This is a genomic window from Iningainema tapete BLCC-T55, assembly GCF_014698965.1.
Taxonomy (GTDB): Bacteria; Cyanobacteriota; Cyanobacteriia; order Cyanobacteriales; family Nostocaceae; genus Iningainema; species Iningainema tapete.
Genome location: NZ_JACXAE010000054.1, coordinates 56,862 through 72,925, shown reverse-complemented (window position 1 = coordinate 72,925; position 16,064 = coordinate 56,862). Strand labels below are relative to the sequence as shown.

The 16,064-nt window shown below is 40.7% G+C and carries 20 protein-coding genes and 1 pseudogene; 7 read left to right on the top strand and 14 right to left on the bottom strand.

Annotation, left to right across the window (positions count from 1 at the left end):
- Nucleotides 1-2: 2 nt before the first annotated feature.
- Together ICL16_RS15915 and queG are read right to left on the bottom strand one after the other, a co-directional pair.
- Nucleotides 3-659, bottom strand: a complete 657-nt coding sequence (locus tag ICL16_RS15915) for an HAD-IA family hydrolase (protein ID WP_190829408.1) — start codon at nt 657-659, stop codon at nt 3-5.
- Nucleotides 634-1,609 (bottom strand): annotated as a pseudogene (queG, locus tag ICL16_RS15910) (tRNA epoxyqueuosine(34) reductase QueG). The gene ICL16_RS15915 and the pseudogene queG overlap by 26 nt, the downstream one beginning before the upstream one ends.
- 216 nt (nt 1,610-1,825) lie before the next feature.
- Here queG and ICL16_RS15905 point away from each other — a divergent pair.
- Both ICL16_RS15905 and ICL16_RS15900 read left to right on the top strand, forming a co-directional pair.
- Nucleotides 1,826-2,344, top strand: a complete 519-nt coding sequence (locus ICL16_RS15905) for an orange carotenoid protein N-terminal domain-containing protein (RefSeq protein WP_190829404.1) — start codon at nt 1,826-1,828, stop codon at nt 2,342-2,344.
- Between the two features lie 146 nt (nt 2,345-2,490).
- Nucleotides 2,491-2,898, top strand: coding sequence for a nuclear transport factor 2 family protein (locus ICL16_RS15900; protein WP_190829543.1), 408 nt, complete (start codon nt 2,491-2,493; stop codon nt 2,896-2,898).
- A 34-nt stretch (nt 2,899-2,932) separates the two neighbouring features.
- Here the strand turns inward: ICL16_RS15900 and ICL16_RS15895 are convergent, their stop codons facing one another.
- The 4 genes from ICL16_RS15895 to ICL16_RS15880 all read right to left on the bottom strand — a co-directional run bounded on the left by ICL16_RS15895 (nt 2,933) and on the right by ICL16_RS15880 (nt 6,557).
- Nucleotides 2,933-3,361, bottom strand: coding sequence for a hypothetical protein (locus ICL16_RS15895; RefSeq protein ID WP_190829402.1), 429 nt, complete (start codon nt 3,359-3,361; stop codon nt 2,933-2,935).
- A gap of 212 nt (nt 3,362-3,573) precedes the next feature.
- Complete coding sequence (locus tag ICL16_RS15890; protein ID WP_190829400.1) at nt 3,574-4,002, bottom strand: ATP-binding protein; 429 nt, start codon at nt 4,000-4,002, stop codon at nt 3,574-3,576.
- 3 nt (nt 4,003-4,005) lie between these two features.
- Entirely contained in the window at nt 4,006-5,676 is a 1,671-nt protein-coding gene (locus ICL16_RS15885; RefSeq protein ID WP_190829397.1) for a SpoIIE family protein phosphatase, read from the bottom strand.
- A gap of 161 nt (nt 5,677-5,837) precedes the next feature.
- Complete coding sequence (locus tag ICL16_RS15880; RefSeq protein WP_190829395.1) at nt 5,838-6,557, bottom strand: response regulator transcription factor; 720 nt, start codon at nt 6,555-6,557, stop codon at nt 5,838-5,840.
- 318 nt (nt 6,558-6,875) lie between these two features.
- Between ICL16_RS15880 and ICL16_RS15875 the strand changes: the two genes are divergently transcribed.
- Nucleotides 6,876-7,643 (top strand): WecB/TagA/CpsF family glycosyltransferase, encoded by a 768-nt coding sequence (locus tag ICL16_RS15875; RefSeq protein ID WP_190829393.1) that lies wholly within the window; start codon nt 6,876-6,878, stop codon nt 7,641-7,643.
- A 120-nt stretch (nt 7,644-7,763) separates the two neighbouring features.
- The gene (ftsE, locus tag ICL16_RS15870; RefSeq protein WP_190829391.1) at nt 7,764-8,507 is read left to right on the top strand and encodes a cell division ATP-binding protein FtsE; all 744 of its coding nucleotides are present in this window, start codon (nt 7,764-7,766) and stop codon (nt 8,505-8,507) included.
- 23 nt (nt 8,508-8,530) lie between these two features.
- Here ftsE and ICL16_RS15865 read toward each other — a convergent pair whose 3' ends face one another.
- A complete protein-coding gene (locus ICL16_RS15865) occupies nt 8,531-9,112 on the bottom strand; it encodes a hypothetical protein (protein ID WP_190829389.1) in 582 nt (193 codons plus the stop codon).
- A gap of 391 nt (nt 9,113-9,503) precedes the next feature.
- On the opposite strand from ICL16_RS15865, the gene ICL16_RS15860 reads away from it, so the two are divergent.
- Nucleotides 9,504-10,409: an alpha/beta fold hydrolase gene (locus ICL16_RS15860; protein WP_190829387.1), complete on the top strand. Its 906-nt coding sequence runs from the start codon at nt 9,504-9,506 to the stop codon at nt 10,407-10,409.
- A gap of 21 nt (nt 10,410-10,430) precedes the next feature.
- Here the strand turns inward: ICL16_RS15860 and ICL16_RS15855 are convergent, their stop codons facing one another.
- Complete coding sequence (locus ICL16_RS15855; protein WP_190829385.1) at nt 10,431-10,961, bottom strand: DUF4330 domain-containing protein; 531 nt, start codon at nt 10,959-10,961, stop codon at nt 10,431-10,433.
- A gap of 203 nt (nt 10,962-11,164) precedes the next feature.
- On the opposite strand from ICL16_RS15855, the gene ICL16_RS15850 reads away from it, so the two are divergent.
- Nucleotides 11,165-12,016, top strand: a complete 852-nt coding sequence (locus tag ICL16_RS15850) for a M48 family metallopeptidase (protein ID WP_190829383.1) — start codon at nt 11,165-11,167, stop codon at nt 12,014-12,016.
- Nucleotides 12,017-12,070: 54 nt separating this feature from the next.
- Here the strand turns inward: ICL16_RS15850 and ICL16_RS15845 are convergent, their stop codons facing one another.
- Nucleotides 12,071-12,829, bottom strand: coding sequence for a metallophosphoesterase family protein (locus tag ICL16_RS15845; RefSeq protein WP_190829381.1), 759 nt, complete (start codon nt 12,827-12,829; stop codon nt 12,071-12,073).
- A 339-nt stretch (nt 12,830-13,168) separates the two neighbouring features.
- Here ICL16_RS15845 and dcm point away from each other — a divergent pair, with 339 nt between their 5' ends.
- The gene (gene dcm / locus ICL16_RS15840; protein ID WP_190829379.1) at nt 13,169-14,491 is read left to right on the top strand and encodes a DNA (cytosine-5-)-methyltransferase; all 1,323 of its coding nucleotides are present in this window, start codon (nt 13,169-13,171) and stop codon (nt 14,489-14,491) included.
- Between the two features lie 45 nt (nt 14,492-14,536).
- On the opposite strand, the gene ICL16_RS15835 is transcribed toward dcm, so the two are convergent.
- The 5 genes from ICL16_RS15835 to ICL16_RS15815 form a co-directional block, all read right to left on the bottom strand.
- Entirely contained in the window at nt 14,537-14,770 is a 234-nt protein-coding gene (locus ICL16_RS15835) for a nucleotidyltransferase domain-containing protein (protein WP_202895576.1), read from the bottom strand.
- 160 nt (nt 14,771-14,930) lie between these two features.
- Entirely contained in the window at nt 14,931-15,086 is a 156-nt protein-coding gene (locus tag ICL16_RS15830; RefSeq protein ID WP_238360794.1) for a M48 metallopeptidase family protein, read from the bottom strand.
- A 55-nt stretch (nt 15,087-15,141) separates the two neighbouring features.
- The gene (locus tag ICL16_RS15825; RefSeq protein ID WP_190829377.1) at nt 15,142-15,528 is read right to left on the bottom strand and encodes a HEPN domain-containing protein; all 387 of its coding nucleotides are present in this window, start codon (nt 15,526-15,528) and stop codon (nt 15,142-15,144) included.
- Complete coding sequence (locus ICL16_RS15820; RefSeq protein ID WP_190829375.1) at nt 15,525-15,845, bottom strand: nucleotidyltransferase domain-containing protein; 321 nt, start codon at nt 15,843-15,845, stop codon at nt 15,525-15,527. Before ICL16_RS15820 ends, ICL16_RS15825 begins: the two co-directional genes overlap by 4 nt.
- Entirely contained in the window at nt 15,845-16,057 is a 213-nt protein-coding gene (locus ICL16_RS15815) for a hypothetical protein (protein WP_190829561.1), read from the bottom strand. Before ICL16_RS15815 ends, ICL16_RS15820 begins: the two co-directional genes overlap by 1 nt.
- Between the last annotated feature and the right edge of the window lie 7 nt (nt 16,058-16,064).

Sequence of the window (16,064 nt, the reverse complement as noted above, 5' to 3'; positions counted from 1 at the left end):
GATTAATTTTCAATTCCATTAACACTCAACCCCTCAATCACCTTCAGTAATTCCATAGGCTCTTGAATCAAGAAATCTGGATTTTGCCTAGCTAGCACTTCCTTTGAATTAAATCCCCAAGTTACCGCAACTACTTTAATATTTGCCTTTTTTGATGCCTCTACATCTCTAGTTTCATCACCAACATAAATAACGTCTTGAGATTTGATTTGCTGTTGCTTTAAAGCATTATTAATTATCGTATTTTTACCAAAAATTGTTACTCCTGAATAAACAAAGTCAAATAAATTATCTAAGTTATTTACCTGGAAAAATGCTGTTACATTATCTTTAGAATTAGAAGTTATAATTCCCAGTTTATGTCCGTCACTCTTAAGTTCTATTAATGCATCTTGAATTCCTGCTATTGGCTTGAGTTCTTTGATCTTATTTTTCAATTCCGCTTTTACTTTTTTGACCAAAAAGGGTATTTTAAAAAGAGGAATTTTTGATTGTTTAATAATTTCTCTAGCACTAAGATTTTTCAGTATAGCAAGTTCCTCTGAAGAAATGGGTGTATACCCAAACTCTTTAGCCAAACGGTTAGCAATACTGACGAGAGCATCTACTGTATCTGCGATTGTGCCATCAAAGTCAAAAATAATTGCTTTTTTGCTCATTCTTCCGCGTGAAATACGTCAAGATTCGCACGAGCATTCCGTCGTAACATTTCCGGTTTGATCCGCCGTAATGCCGAAGCTGGAAATCTTTGCTCCCACTCTTCATTTGAGATTTCCGCTAATTCTACCAGTAATGGTGCAATATTCCCAGGGTAAGGTTGAAATTCATCAACATCAGTTTCTTGGGCAAAACGCTGATTCCAAGGACAAACATCTTGGCAAATGTCGCAACCTGCTACCCAGCCTTGCATATGAGGTGTGATTGTGGGTGGCAATTTTTCTGCCCGATTTTCAATTGTATGATAAGCAATACACCGATTGGCATCAACGACAAATGGACTGGTAATTGCATTTGTCGGACAAGCTTCAATACAACGAGTACAACTACCACAATGTTCTGTATGTGGGCGATCGCTTGTCAATTCTAGATTTGTCAAAATTTCTCCCAAAAATACCCAAGAGCCATACTCTCTGGTAATTACGTTCCCATTTTTGGCAATCCAACCAATTCCGGCTGTTTGCGCCCATGCTTTATCTTGCACTGGACCAGTATCTGCATAGTACCGTGCTTGAATGCCTTGACCAAATCCTTGTAGCCAATTACTGAGAGCCTTGAGTTTTTTGTGCAGGACTTTGTGATAATCTCTTCCCCAAGCATATCGAGAGATTTTGGCGTATGAGTTATCGGTAGGACGAAGTTTCGGAGTGTAGTAGTTGAGGGCGACACAAATGAGCGATCGCACTTCTGGCATCACCATCTTCAAATCTTGACGTTTGGGATTTGCCATCCATGCCATATCAGCATGATACCCCATTGATAACCATGTTTGTAGCCTTTGGGATACCTTTGCCTCTAATCCTTCTACAGCAGCGATCCCAACTTTATGAAATCCTAACAAGAGTGCTTTTTGTTTTACCTCACTGCTACTAAGTGGGGATAATTGATTCATTTATCTTATCGTAAATTTGCCCAGCATATTGCTTCTCTATTGTACACACTGTAGTCAATACCCATGTTTCATTTTATTACTTAATGTATTTATAAATTTTATTTGTCATTTATTAAGAAAGTATGCAGAATGTAATTCAAGAGGTAAAGCAACTAGAAATGATACCAACCTCTCAATTGTCAAGAGCGTATTTAACTAATTGACTGTGGTGCTATCATGACTTTCACAACAGATCCAGCACAAAGCCGTTTGAACAAAGCTTTTCATCATCGCATTCCGACTGGTGATGGCGTAACTTCTATCGCCACTGTGTTCAAGAGCCTTTTGGTAGATGACCAGTTGACAGTACTTTGGTTTGCGTATACTGAAATGGGACGTTCAATCGCACCAGCTGCCACAGGCGCTGCGCGTTTGCAGTTAGCTAATGGTCTACTGAATCAAATTAAACAGATGTCTCATGACAAGCAGTTACAGGTAATACGTGACTTGGCTGCGCAGAAAAATACTGAATTTTCTCGTTCTTATGGTACACTCAGCGCTAATACTAAGTTAGCTTTCTGGTATGAATTATCAGAATTAATGGTTAAAGGTTATGTCGTTCCGATGCCAGCGGGCTATCAAATCTCTCGCGATGGTGCGCAGATACTGGAAGCAATCAAGCAGTTAGATTTTGGTGAGCAAATTGCCTTACTGCGTAAAATAGTAATTGATATGGGTGTTGATCCATTGGAGTGAAAATAATGTAGAGACGCGCCGGCGGAGCGTCTCTACTGCATCCACAAGAAGTAGTATGGTGTTGGGTAAAATACCTCTATAGCAGTTTGCTAATACCTCTATTTTTAATTCCAATAAAGATGAATCGACATGATAGAGGGGAAGATATGACAGCAGGTGAATCGGAGCTATCAACTATAACAATAGAGGGTATTACAGAGCCAACTATTCTGCGTTATTTTCAAACTTTGAACGCGGGAGAGTTTGAAGCTACGGCTGAGTTATTTGCTGCAGATGGTGTGATGCAACCCCCATTTGAATCTGGGATCGAAGGCGGGGAAGCGATCGCGCTTTACCTCAAACAAGAAGCTTCGGGGATCAAAGTTTTTCCCCGGCAAGGTATTACCGAAATAGAATCGGAACAAATCCACATTCAGGTAAATGGTAAAGCACAAACTTCTTGGTGCGGCGTCAACGTTTTGTGGACTTTTATTCTCAACCAAGAACAGAAGATTCAATATACAAGAATTAAATTACTGGCTTCTCCTCAAGAGTTACTGGCTTTGCGACGATAGAACAGGATTGTACAGACGCTCCGGCGGAGCGTCTCTACTTGCTTACTGCTGCTTGTGCAAAAGAGCGCATTAATATTTTTCTTCCCAAATCAACGTCTGATGGCGCACATTGCCAATCTGGGTGTGCTGTCATGAAAAGACTGTATAAAGTTTCTTCGTCAAATAGATGCCAAACTGGTGCGCCATTAATATGGGATGCTATGGCATAGCAGTCATAACTAATGCAGTGAATCGTATAATTTTTGGCAATTCTAGCCAAAGTCATTTGTTCTCCTGGTTGTAGCGATCGCCACTGATGGATAACTTGGCGTATTTCACTCACTGCAGTTACTGTTAAACCTGGAATCGCTACTGTTAGACTCTTGTCTCCATTTACCGCTATCCAATAATGACGACTAGGGTCAATTCCCACTAGCCAAGGTAATTCATCATCAAGACGATAGCGTGGTGACAAACAATACATAGGCTTTCACTTGCCCGAATCATGTCTTTGCTCGTGTTCAATTCTTCATTTTTGATGATTTTTCCTTATTTATCAAATAAATGTAGTAAAACTTATGAATTTATTTTACAATTCTTAATAATTTTCTCAGTGATAATTTTGTGGATGCGTTAACGCGGAGTAACGCACCCCTGGCATGACAATAATTTGAGATTTTGTGGACAAAGAGATTCTTAGCAATTGGCTGCTTGTGGCAGGGTAACTTCTAATTTGAGACAGTTACAACCATCAACTTGCAACTGATACTCAACCTTATCCATCAAACGATGTATAATTAACCAACCATAGCCACCCTCTTGTTTATCATCGGGGTTAGGAGCTAAGTAGTTAGATAAATCAAAACCGTCGCCCGAGTCCCAAAGTTCCAAAGCAATATCGTGCTCTTTAAGTTCCAAACGAATTAAAATAGGCTTTAGTGGTTGATCTTTATGAGCATGACGAACTACGTTAGAGTAAGCTTCTACCAAAGCTAGACGCAAACGATTTGATTGTCGTGACCAATCAACAGATTCTTTAAGATGGACTTCCAAGCAGCCCAGTAACCAGTTTTCCACAATGGTTAAAAACTTCAAGTCACTTGGCACATGAAGCTCACTTTTCATGACTTACAAAACCTCCAGTGAGAGTATAGTTTGGTCATCCTCTTGAACTTGGTTATCTGCCTGGATACGAGCTATTAAATGGTCAAGAGAAAGTGGTTGAGCTTCTTGAACTAATAGTTGCCAAAGACCTTCTAGATTGAGCATAGAATTAGTACTGAACTGTGTACCACTCACGGATTTTAACAATGAATCCACATGTTTTGAAACCCGTGCTTCTGTAATACCATCACTAGCTAGTAGTAAAATATCTCCAGTGGCAAGAACTAAATGACCGGTATTCGCCTGCCATTGAGGTAAAATACCTAAGGGAATACCACGAACTTTGAGATAATGAGGTTGGCAGACAGTTGCCTGTGGTGACCACAAAATAGGGTAGATGTGACCAGCATTGGCATAAACCAATTCCTTAGAGGTAGGAATATAACGGGCTAAGAAAAGAGTGATAAAGCAATTGTTGCCAATCAAGTCATCGCCCAAAGCATGATTGAGATTTTGCATAACCACATTGGGCATAGCGGGGGTTTCTTGGGATAATTCGCGCCGCAATACCGAAATAGCACTAGCCATGAACAAAGCAGCTGGGACACCCTTACCAGAAACATCACCTACTGCGATCCACAAATCACCTTTAGGATGAACAAAAACTTCAAAAAAATCTCCTCCTACTTCACGAGCAGGATAGCAACAGGCTTGTACTTTTGCTCCTTTGATATCTGGTAAACTTTGACGTAAGAGGTTGTTCTGAATTTGCCTAGCTACCTCCAATTCTGTGCGGATCTGGGCTTGCTTTTCTTGAAGGCTTTGGTAAAGCTTTGCTTGAGATAAAGCTAAGGCTGCTTGATCGGCGACACCTGTAATTAATTGAATGTCTTCCTCTTGCCAAACACTATTTTGTCCAGAGGCGTGCAAAGTCAGAACGGCTTGTAGATGTTGCTGATAAGTCAGCGGTACAACCAGTTGATGGCAAGATTTACCGTCAACTGAAGTTTGAGCAAGTTGATAGTGTTGAGTTGCTAAAACTTTTTCAATTAAAGGACTTGGGTCAAAAGAACACTGGTAATGTGGGAGTTTTGGATCTTGATAAGAGAATACATCTAAGCTGAGACTATTGCCCTCTACTGGTCTAAGTAAACAACAACTTGTTTCAAATGCTTGTCCAATTGTTGCCACAATCTTGTGCAGCATACTGTGGTAGTCAAGGGACTCCCTAATTGCAGTTGTTACAGCATTAAATAAAGATTCTCGTCGCAGAGCGCGACGTAATTCCTGCGTACGTTTCTTAACGACACGATATGTATCAGCAGCTTGCTCGACTATCACCTTGAGTCGATCTGGCTTCCAAGGTTTAGTGATGTACTTGAACACTTGACCAGAGTTAATGGCGTCTACCAAGTCTTCTACATCAGTAAAGCCAGTCAACAAGATCCTAATAGTATCAGGGAAATGCTCCACAGTCCGACTGAGAAATTCAGTGCCATTCATCTCTGGCATTCTTTGGTCAGAGATAATTACAGCCATCTCTCCAACGTTCTCCAAGATTTTTAATGCGCTTTTAGCATCACTTGCTTTATATACATAAAAATCTCGCCGAAAAGTGCGGTAGAGTAAGTCTAAATTATCTGGCTCATCGTCTACCACCATGAGCTTAAGAGTGCTTGCCTCTGTTTCAGTCATATCCCATCTGTGTACTTTAATGGCGAGATGGTGCGATGTAGCTGGCACCGGGAAGTCAACGAAAAATAAAAATTGTGCTGATCTGTCATAATTTTTTCAAATCACAGTTGTAAATATTGTGATCGTCTCCTTACACTCTTACTACACCTGCGACCTTGACCTTATCCCACTAACCCCGAACGTAAAGCACGTACTGCGGCTTGGGTACGATCATCGGCGCACAGCTTGTTTAAAATATTTCGCACATGAGTTTTCACAGTCCCGACTGTGATGTAAAGTCTTTCTGCAATTACTGCATTGCTACAACCTTCTACAATTAACTGCAATACCTCTAATTCTCTTTGTGTCAAGGTGTAAGCGTCAATTACCTCCTGATCTTCGCTTAATTCTTCGTCATTAGTAACTATCTTGGTGTCTTGTGGTACTACTTCTGGTTTGGCAGGATTTTGCTGTGCCTGTTGTAGTACTATCCGAGCGATCGCCGGATCTATCCAAGCGTTGCCATTGTAAGTTACACGCACGGCTTCTAGCAAATTATCGAACCTGATATCTTTCATACAGTACGAATCTGCCCCAGCTGCAAACGCTGCTAGTACCGCTTGTTTGTTATCTTGTAACGTCAAAATTAACACCTTTATTTGTGATTCTTCTACTGTATTAGCAGATTTTATCTCCCGTGTCAGGTCAATGCCATCCCGATCCGGTAAGCCGATATCAATAATCGCCACATCCGGATGTAACTTAGTTAACATTTTTACCCCTTCATCAGCATTGGCAGCTTCCCCAACAACTTCTATTTCATCGTTTTGCATTAGTGCTGTCCGAATACCCACACGGGTTAAATCATGGTCTTCTATGAGAGCAACGCGAATTTTATTCATAGTTTATTCCCCGTTACACAATTAACGTGTAAATTTAAGTAAATCGATTCAAAGTGTAGTGAACAACTACAAGAACCGGAGCTTGGAAAAAAGTTTATGCGCTTGTGAGATCATTAGGCAACCAATTTGCAGTCAGTGAAGAATAGCGATCAGTTTACTCAAGATATTCTATGCTTAATTTGGGAAAGTCTGACAGTTGAGAGTCAATAGCGTAAACGAACTGCTCATAACTTAAAGAGAATAAACAAACTGGGAAACAATCTTCAAGAGCGATCGTCTATATAATATAGGTAGTGTGAGGCTCACCAATAGCAGACTATGTCTCAACGCAAGAAAGCATTTTCGGTTTTAGGGCTACCAGTTCATGTAATGGTTAACTATTCAGACTGGTTGCGAGAACGGTTGCAAAAAAGCATGGGGACTCATGTAGTAACGCTGAATGCAGAAATGACTATGCAGGCAGAGCGAAATGCAAAACTCGCGGCTGTGATTCAACATGCAGAACTAATCATTCCAGACGGAGCAGGAGTTGTTCTCTATCTCCGTTTACTCTTTTGGCAAAAAGTACAAAGAACGCCAGGGATTGAACTAGCAGAAAGTTTATTACGAGAACTAGGGGAAAAAGGCACAAACGCGGATGTCTTTTTTTATGGCGGAGCGCCAGGAGTAGCTACAGCAGCAGCAGAGTTTTGGCGTTCTCAAGTTCCCGGATTGCGTATAGCAGGTACTCACTCCGGCTATCATTCACAACCACAAGAACAACTTTTGCACCAAAATCTTGCTCAACTACAACCAAAAGTGATTTTGGTTGGTTTAGGAGTTCCACGTCAAGAGTTGTGGATTGCCCAAAATCGCCATTTGTGTCCCCAAGCAATTTGGATTGGTGTTGGTGGTAGTTTTGATATTTGGTCGGGAACTAAAACTCGCGCTCCTGCTTGGTTAGGCAACAATCATTTAGAATGGTTGTACCGTCTCTATCAAGAACCTTGGCGCTGGCGGCGGATGTTGGCTTTACCTGAATTTGCTCTTAAAGCCCTGGTTTACCGTTTGTTTCAAAAGCCATCAATCGGTGAGCAATTGCAGTAGAGACGTTCCGCCAGAACGTCTTTAAAACAGTGAGAGATTTGAGATTTTGAGAGTGCAGTTTGGGCATCCTATTTTGTAATGCATTTTAAATCCAAAACCTCAATTTCTCTCAATTAAGCGATGCCGATATCAACAACTTCACGGGCGACTGACAAACCGATTCAAAATCAAGCTGGCAAAAGTTCGGACAGTAACAATGGTGCTGTGGTAAAATTGAAGTCAGTAACAAAAACTTATGCCAATGGACAAAATGCCCTGTTAGATGTAAACCTAGAGGTGGAACAGGGAAATTTCCTGTTAGTGGCAGGTCCTAGCGGTTCTGGTAAATCTACGCTCTTAAAGCTACTGTTTGGTGAGGAATCACCAACACAAGGTGAGGTAATGGTAGATTCTTACAACCTCAAAGAAACAACAGGCGATCGCTTATCATTATTACGACGGCGCATAGGTGTTGTGTTTCAAGACTATAGATTAATTCAAGAGCGCACGGTAGCAGAAAATGTAACTGTAGGGCTACAAGTTCAAGGATATACTCGCAAAGAAATTCAACGTCGTCTAGAACCTACTTTAAAGCTAGTGGGTTTGCTGAATAAAGCTGAGTGTTTTCCCAATCAACTTTCTGGCGGAGAGCAACAACGGGTAAGCATTGCCAGAGCAATCATTGGCACGCCACCCCTACTTTTAGCTGACGAGCCAACTGGAAATCTCGATCCAGATAACGCAAAGCAAGTAATGCAGATTTTTCAAAAGCTAAACTCCTTTGGTGCAACAGTAATTGTTACCACCCACGATGAACAATTAGTGCGGCGCTACAATTATCCAGTTGTGCAAGTTAGTAATGGACGAGTATGTCGAAGAATCTAGTAGAGACGTGTCATGGCGCATCTTTACAAAAAGGTAAAATCGTCAACTGTAAATTGACCATCAAAAGCACTGAAAATAACACAGCATATGTCATTGGCTGATACAGATAATAAAGTATTAGGAGATAAGGTAGAGTCAGAATTGGCAAGATTAGCTTCTCTTAGTACCGTTTGTGTCAGTAGTTGACGATCGCTGTTGTATGCGGAAAGCACTAACCGCTGTGAACTTGTGATCAAAGCGCTCACAAATTGAACAGGATGCAGGAAACTGACTTCTAAAAATCCGTTTTTAGGCGCTCCCATTAAGACGAAAGCGTTTCTGCGGGTAGGAAATGCTGGGTTAGATGGCTGTATCGCTATACAATTATTGAACACAACACCTAACTGCTCAAACTGACGCTCTATTACCTCAAAACATCTCAAATCTTCTAAATTTAAAACAGTTTTGGTAGGTGGTGGCTCCTCTTCAGGGTTGAAAGCTTCTGGCATTTGAACTTGCTCACATGAAGCGATCGCTTGATTTTGGTGCTCAAAGTCTAAAAATGCAAATTTATGGTCTTCCAACTTTGACTTTTGATGTGACTCAAGAGTAGCGTTATTTACCATGACACCCCGCCTAATAATGGCTTAAATGTAAAAAATTAATTAATACTTGTTTACAAAAAGTAAAAAAATATACTTTTTGTTCGCTTTATTTATGGAAAAGCTGGTGAATTTGCGCTGCTTACAAAGCAAAGTCTGTGTAGTTTCCGTATTTTTAAACGCTTAGTGCTATCAGTGATATTTCTGATAAAATAGCATAAAAAATTGGCTCTAAACTTCAGTCTAAAGTAATACATGCTACTAGTATAAAGCTATATACAAAAGTACTTTGAGGCGAAAATCGCTGGAAAATGCCGCAAAAAATTACTAAAACTTCATCAGCCGTTGGGGTATTTTACATTTACTTTTAAATTAGAGATACTAAAAGCACAAATCTTTTTGTTGGAGGTTAGCTATGTTTCAGCCACTAGGATTTGAGCAACGCTCCGTAATTACGTCATTAGGAAGAATAATTTATTATACTGCGGCTGGTGTACCTTGGCAGGAGTCGGTGAGCAAAAGCTTAGAAAAAGAAACTTTAGTGTTCTTGCACGGTTTTGGTGGTGGATCTTCTGCGTATGAATGGTCAAAAGTGTATCCAGCATTTGCCGCTGAGTATCATGTCATCGCGCCAGATATGTTAGGTTGGGGTAGATCCGAACATCCAGCCAGAAATTACAGTATAGAAGATTACCTCACGACTATTCGGGAATTTTTGCAACAGACTTGTCAACAACCAGTCACAGTAATTGCTTCTTCTTTGACAGCAGCGTTTACAATCAGAGTGGCGATCGCCCACCCAGAATTATTCAAATCGCTGATTGTCACTACACCCGCAGGACTTTCTGACTTTGGGGAAAATTACTCCACAAGTCTGTTTGCTCAAATCGTGAGCGTACCCATTGTGGACAGATTACTCTACAGTACCGGAATTGCCACAAAGGGGGGTATTCGCAGCTTCTTAGAACAAAGACAATTTGCCCAGCCGAACCGAGTGTATGAAGAGATTGTCGAAGCTTACCTAGAATCTGCACGGCAACCAAATGCAGAATATGCGGCTCTGTCTTTTGTACGCGGCGACTTATGTTTTGATTTATCCTTGTACATTCAACAACTGAAAACTCCCACAGCTATTATTTGGGGGCAAAAGTCGGAATTTACAGGTCCCGAAATTGGTCGTCGTTTAGCCCAAATGAATCCGCAAGCCATTCGGATTTTTCAACAGTTGGAAAATGTAGGATTGACGCCACAGCTAGAATTACCAGCAGTAACAATCGGTTTAATTAGACAATATTTGCCTTTGTTAACAGTTAACAACTAACAGTTAACTGCTAACTGTTCACTACTCTTTAACACGTACATCAATCACAGTAGCGTTAAAGTTGTAATTAAATCCGTCTAATTCAAACGGTACGCCAATTTTGAGTTTACTTGGTCCAATAACTGGACCGTTATCAGTAATCTGTGCTTTGCCCTCTAAAGTCAAAAGCATGTCTGTACTGAAATTATTTGATTTCGGATCGGCTATCTCTTTGACAGAACCATCAGGTTGGGTAACTAATATAGTTCTCGGTAGCACCTTTACAGATTTAATATCTATCTTACCGTGGGGTTGATTACGGATAATTACATTAGTTTTGCCACCTTTTGTTAACCCTTGTTTGAATAACTCTTCGGGATTGCGTACATTTAAACCCCGTACAACTAAATCTACCTCGACAGGTTTTGTTGTCGCACCTACTTGGGCAACAGAGCCAGAACCACCAGGGAAGAAAAAGATACTAAATATCACTAGTAGAATTACTAACGCAGCACCCAAATCAAGAAAGTTGATTTTACCGAACAACCGACCTTTAGAATCTAAAATAGCCATAACAATTTTTACCGAATTAGAGCAAAGTAACTGATTGAAGGGGTAAGGGTTTCCGTCATGCGACAGTTTATCACAACTTCTTCAAAATGGGAGTAGAGACGTTCCGCCGGAACGTCTGTACCCAATAGTGCAACTCTCAAAGCATCAAAGCCGTCTCATTATTATATGTTTTCCCAAACACATCCTTTGAAACCGGATTAATTATGAATTGGCAACGCTTGACTGTAAATTTCCTTTTTTCCAGAAAACGCTGGTTCTATCCGTTGATTTCCTTCGCAGTGGGCTTGAGTATCTGCTTGACTTCCCTGCCATCTTATGCGGTTTCCTGGTTTGATCTAATTTTGCAGGGAGCGCAGGTAATCCAGCTTTCTAATGTATCAGAACGTCAAGAAGTAGACATCGGCAAGCAGATAAATCAACAGTTGGCAAACAGTCAAGTTAAGCTTTACCGCAATTCTCAAGTTAATAGCTATGTAGAGCAAATTGGTAGACGTTTGTCGGCTAATAGCGATCGCCCCGATATCCCTTATACTTTTCAAGTAGTTGAGGATGATAGCCTCAACGCATTTGCTACGTTGGGTGGATTTGTTTATGTCAACACTGGTTTGCTCAAAGCTGCCGAAAATGAAGCGGAACTAGCTGGTGTGATGGCGCATGAAATTGGGCATATTGGTGGAAAACATTTGTTAAAACAAATGCGGCAAAGAGCTATTGCTGGCGGGTTGGCAACAGCCGCTGGGTTAGATCGCAATACAGCGGTAGCTATTGGTGTAGATCTTGCTGTCAACCGTCCTCGTAGTCGTGGGGATGAATATGATGCTGATAAAAGAGGTTTAAGGACTTTGACACGTAGTGGTTATGCTCAGTCGGGGATGGTTTCTTTTATGCAAAAGCTACTCAAGAAGAGTTCTAGTGTTCCAGCATTTTTGAGTACTCACCCGGCAACGGGCGATCGCATACAAGCACTCCAAAGTGCAATCAACGCTCAACCAAGTAGTAGTCGTACTGGGTTAGATAGTGCTGCTTATCAAGCAAATATCCGACCATTGAAGTAAAAAGTAAAAAGGTAAAACAAAGAAGCTACTTTCTTTTGACTTTTGACTTGTTTTTCATCTTCCCCTATTTCTACCAATGCCGATTTTGGTAGGCTCCACCTTAGTAACTGCTTCTTTTAACGGCAAAGTGCGAAGGCGGCGTGTGACAACGTTGATTTGATAAACTAGCCAATTAGTGACATCAATTGCTGTCAACCAGCCACTGCGAGGATGATAAGCGCCAGTATCTATGTCTAACCATCCCTTTCCTTGCGCCAGTTTCCCAGGAACAACGTCAGGAAGGGTAAAGGTAATGGTATGACCAACAATGATCAGCTTATCAGGAAAGTAGGGCGCTTTCATACTGTGGAATTTGTCCCGCACCCAGCAAAATTGCTCCGCTGTTTGTTCTGGCAAGGGAATTGAGGGATCAACACCAGCGTGAGTTAACCAAATGTCACCCAAGTCTAAATGAGTAGGCAGGGTTTTAAACCATTCTAGATGCTCTTCGGGGGAGATTGTCGCTTGTTGGTAACTGGTTACCGTCGCTTGCCCTCCACTGTACAGCCATGATTGTACGATTGAGGCGGCGATTTGTGGGTTAGTCAGAATGTTTAATAACATCTGCTCGTGATTACCTAGCAGACAGTGATATGAACTTTCCTTGACAAAATTCACTACCTGTGCGCTCTGTGGTCCGCGATCAATTAAGTCTCCCAGAAAATAGACTTGATCTTCTTTCATGGGGGCGATCGCCGACAACAAGGTCATCAAACCTTCGTAGTGACCATGTACATCCCCAATGACAATTCGACGGTGGCTGTTTGCGCTCATCGGCTCTTTGCTTCAACAATGTCTCGTACTTGTGCTACAGTTTCTTCTAACGAGATTTCGTAAATCAAGGTAAAATAACTATAAATAGTTTATTTTAATTCAATTAATGCTGATGGCAATAGCATCAGCGCCAACAAAGGCGAGGTAGACTCTCGCTTTCGCCTAAAGCTAGCCTTTTTGGATGAGTTAGCGGTGCGGCATAGAGGCAGTACAACACTGCCGTAAACTTAACCTAATTGGCTTGCGGCTCTAACAATTGCTGAAATTCTTTCTGCCAGTGTACTGACAGTAGCTGCTTGTTCCAAAAGTGGGTACTAAGTAGTATGCGCGGGTAAAATTATGCCAAAAATTAGGTTTGTTGATTTATTTGCAGGAATAGGCGGAATTAGATTAGCCTTTGAACAAGCTGCTCATTCCTTGGAAATAGATGCTGAATGCGTATTAAGTAGCGAAATAAATGCTGATGCGCAATTAGTTTATGAAAAAAACTTTGGTCACAAGCCCGACGGTGATATTAAACTCATAGAGCAACTACCAGAACATGAGATTTTATTAGCTGGGTTTCCTTGTCAGGCTTTTTCTCATGCAGGTAAAAAAGAAGGCTTTGGAGATACTAGAGGAACACTGTTCTTTGAAATTACGAGATTACTTGATACTTATAAACCACAAGCTTTTATTTTTGAAAATGTTCTAGGACTTTACAGTCACGAGCAAGGAAGAACCCTAGCAACGATTAAGCATGAAATTCAAGCAAGAGGTTACAGTTTTAACGCTTTTTTACTCAACAGTGCTAACTTTGGTTTACCACAAAATCGCGTTAGGATATATTTAGTAGGTATTTTAAATGCTTCTCCTACCTTTGGATTGATTTCTGATATAGGACCAAAAGATTCACATTCTTATAACCCGCAGCAACTATCTTTGTTTCATCCACTTCAAAATACTGTAATTGCTGATATTTTAGAAGATAATCCAGATGATAAGTATGATTGTTCACCAGAATTTGTTGAAGCTTTAAAAAGAATATTCAATAATGATTTAAATCGCTTACATGGAGTGCGGCTCATAGACTATCGTGGCGGCAACTCAATTCATTCATGGGAATTAGGATTGCGTGGTAAGTGTAGTGCAGATGAAATAGAATTGATGAACCGTTTTATTTTAAAGAGAAGAAATAAAGTATTTGGGCAGGAACAAGATGGTAAATTATTAACTCAGGAGCAGATAGCTAGTTTTTTTAAGCATCCCAGTTTGGAAAAAATTCTCGATTCTTTAGTAGCTAAGAAATATCTTAAAGTTATCGATGGCAAATATAAACCTGTAGCTGGCAACTTTTCCTTTGAGGTTTATAAGTTTGTAGATCCAAGTAAAATTTCGGTGACACTTGTTGCTAGTGATGCCAATAGGTTGGGAGTATACCACAATCATAGAGTGCGGCGACTCACTCCTCGTGAAGCAGCACGACTACAAGGTTTTCCTGACAACTTTATTCTTCATCCCAATGATGATAAGGCTTATCATCAACTTGGCAATTCGGTGAGTGTGAATGTAGTCAAAGCTGTGGCGCAGGAAGTAATTATACAAACATTGTACTATGCGCAACAACGAACACGGATTGAAAGCGCTGCACAGACGTTGGTAGAGCGATCGCTTTGTTTGTAGTAAGGACTTCAGTCCTTATTTAACAAGATTTGACAACTTTAGTCCTCAAATTGGTACTCCTTCTCTACGCACGTTGATAAAGAAAGGACTATTCTCTTGCTGGAACCGTGCTAACGATACAAAATTACGAGAAATAACAACATCATGCTCTAAGCATAAAGCTGCAATAAATTCCCCAGTATCATCAATCTCCTTCCAGGCATCAACTGGTTCTTCGAGAACAACTAAAACATCAATATCAGAGTCAGGTTTGGCATCACCGAAGCGCTTGGGAACCATAGAGTATTAACTGCACAAGTCTTTCGCCGTACATTGCTTCAAAATAACGCCGCAGTTCTGCCAAAATTTCTTCTAACTTCTTTTTCATCAGTCCGTTTGCCCAGCAAGGATATTTTTGTAAACTATTGTAGATGATGCAATACCAGTGTTCTGCACACCTCTATTTAACACTTGCTTGTAACCGTTGCTCCCGTTCCTCCCAGTCAGGCAAATAAACATACATAAAGCACTTAAATCGCTTGCCTTGATTGGGAACGAGTAAATGTACCAGTTCGTGAACAATGACGAACGAACTATGAAGGAGCGATCGCTCCATCGCGCCGATAAGTTAAATTACTCCCCAGCATAAGTGCTATATTGAGCTACCATCATTAAGTTGGTGGCAAACCAAGCATACTTTGTGCTAACTGTAAAAATTCTTCAGCGCGACTAATTAATTCAGTAGCCTGAGACTCTGTAATGCTAGAATCAATGTTGTAATCAGCCTGAATTCGTTTATTTTGAGCTTCAATTAGGTAACGATGAAACTCTACTGAAACGCGCCCTGTACGAACAAATTCTCGACCAAAGGCTGAAATAACAGCAGCATGACTAGAAAAAGTTAAACCTTCGCCCAGTAAAAAAGCTTCAACAACATAAAACATTGTGTAATAAGCCCGTGATGCGGCTGAGTCAGGAAAAGAATTAGTTACTAGTAACTTAGCTGCTCTTAGGGTGTTGTCAGCTTTCCTCAGTAGAAAAATCTGTTCTGGCGTCAAATTGGTACTCCTTCTCTACGCACATTGATAAAGAAGGGACTATTTTCTTGCTGGAAACGTACAATTGATACGAAAGCACTGGAAATAACGACATCATACTCTAAGCATAAATCAGCAATAAATTCCCCCGTATTATCAATTTCCTTCCAAGTATCAACTGGTTCTTCCAAAACAACTAAAACATCAATATCAGAGTCAGGTTTGGCATCTCCTCGCGCTTGGGAACCATAGAGTATTAACTGCACAAGTCTTTCGCCGTACATTACTTCAAAATAACGACGCAGTTCTGCCAAAATTTCTTCTAACTTCTTTTTCATCAGTCCGTTTGCCCAGCAACGATATTTTTGTATACTATTAATGATATCGCTCCATTTTTGAACGGCATCATTAATATTTCTGGATCTAAAGTTCCTTTGGGAGGAGTTGCAGGTTCTCCCACCACTTGAACGACTATATCTGGTTGTCGTCTTCGCAGTTGTTGAGCATAAATAGGATTGACATTTTCATCAATAAGATATTCAATTGTCATGAGTTTG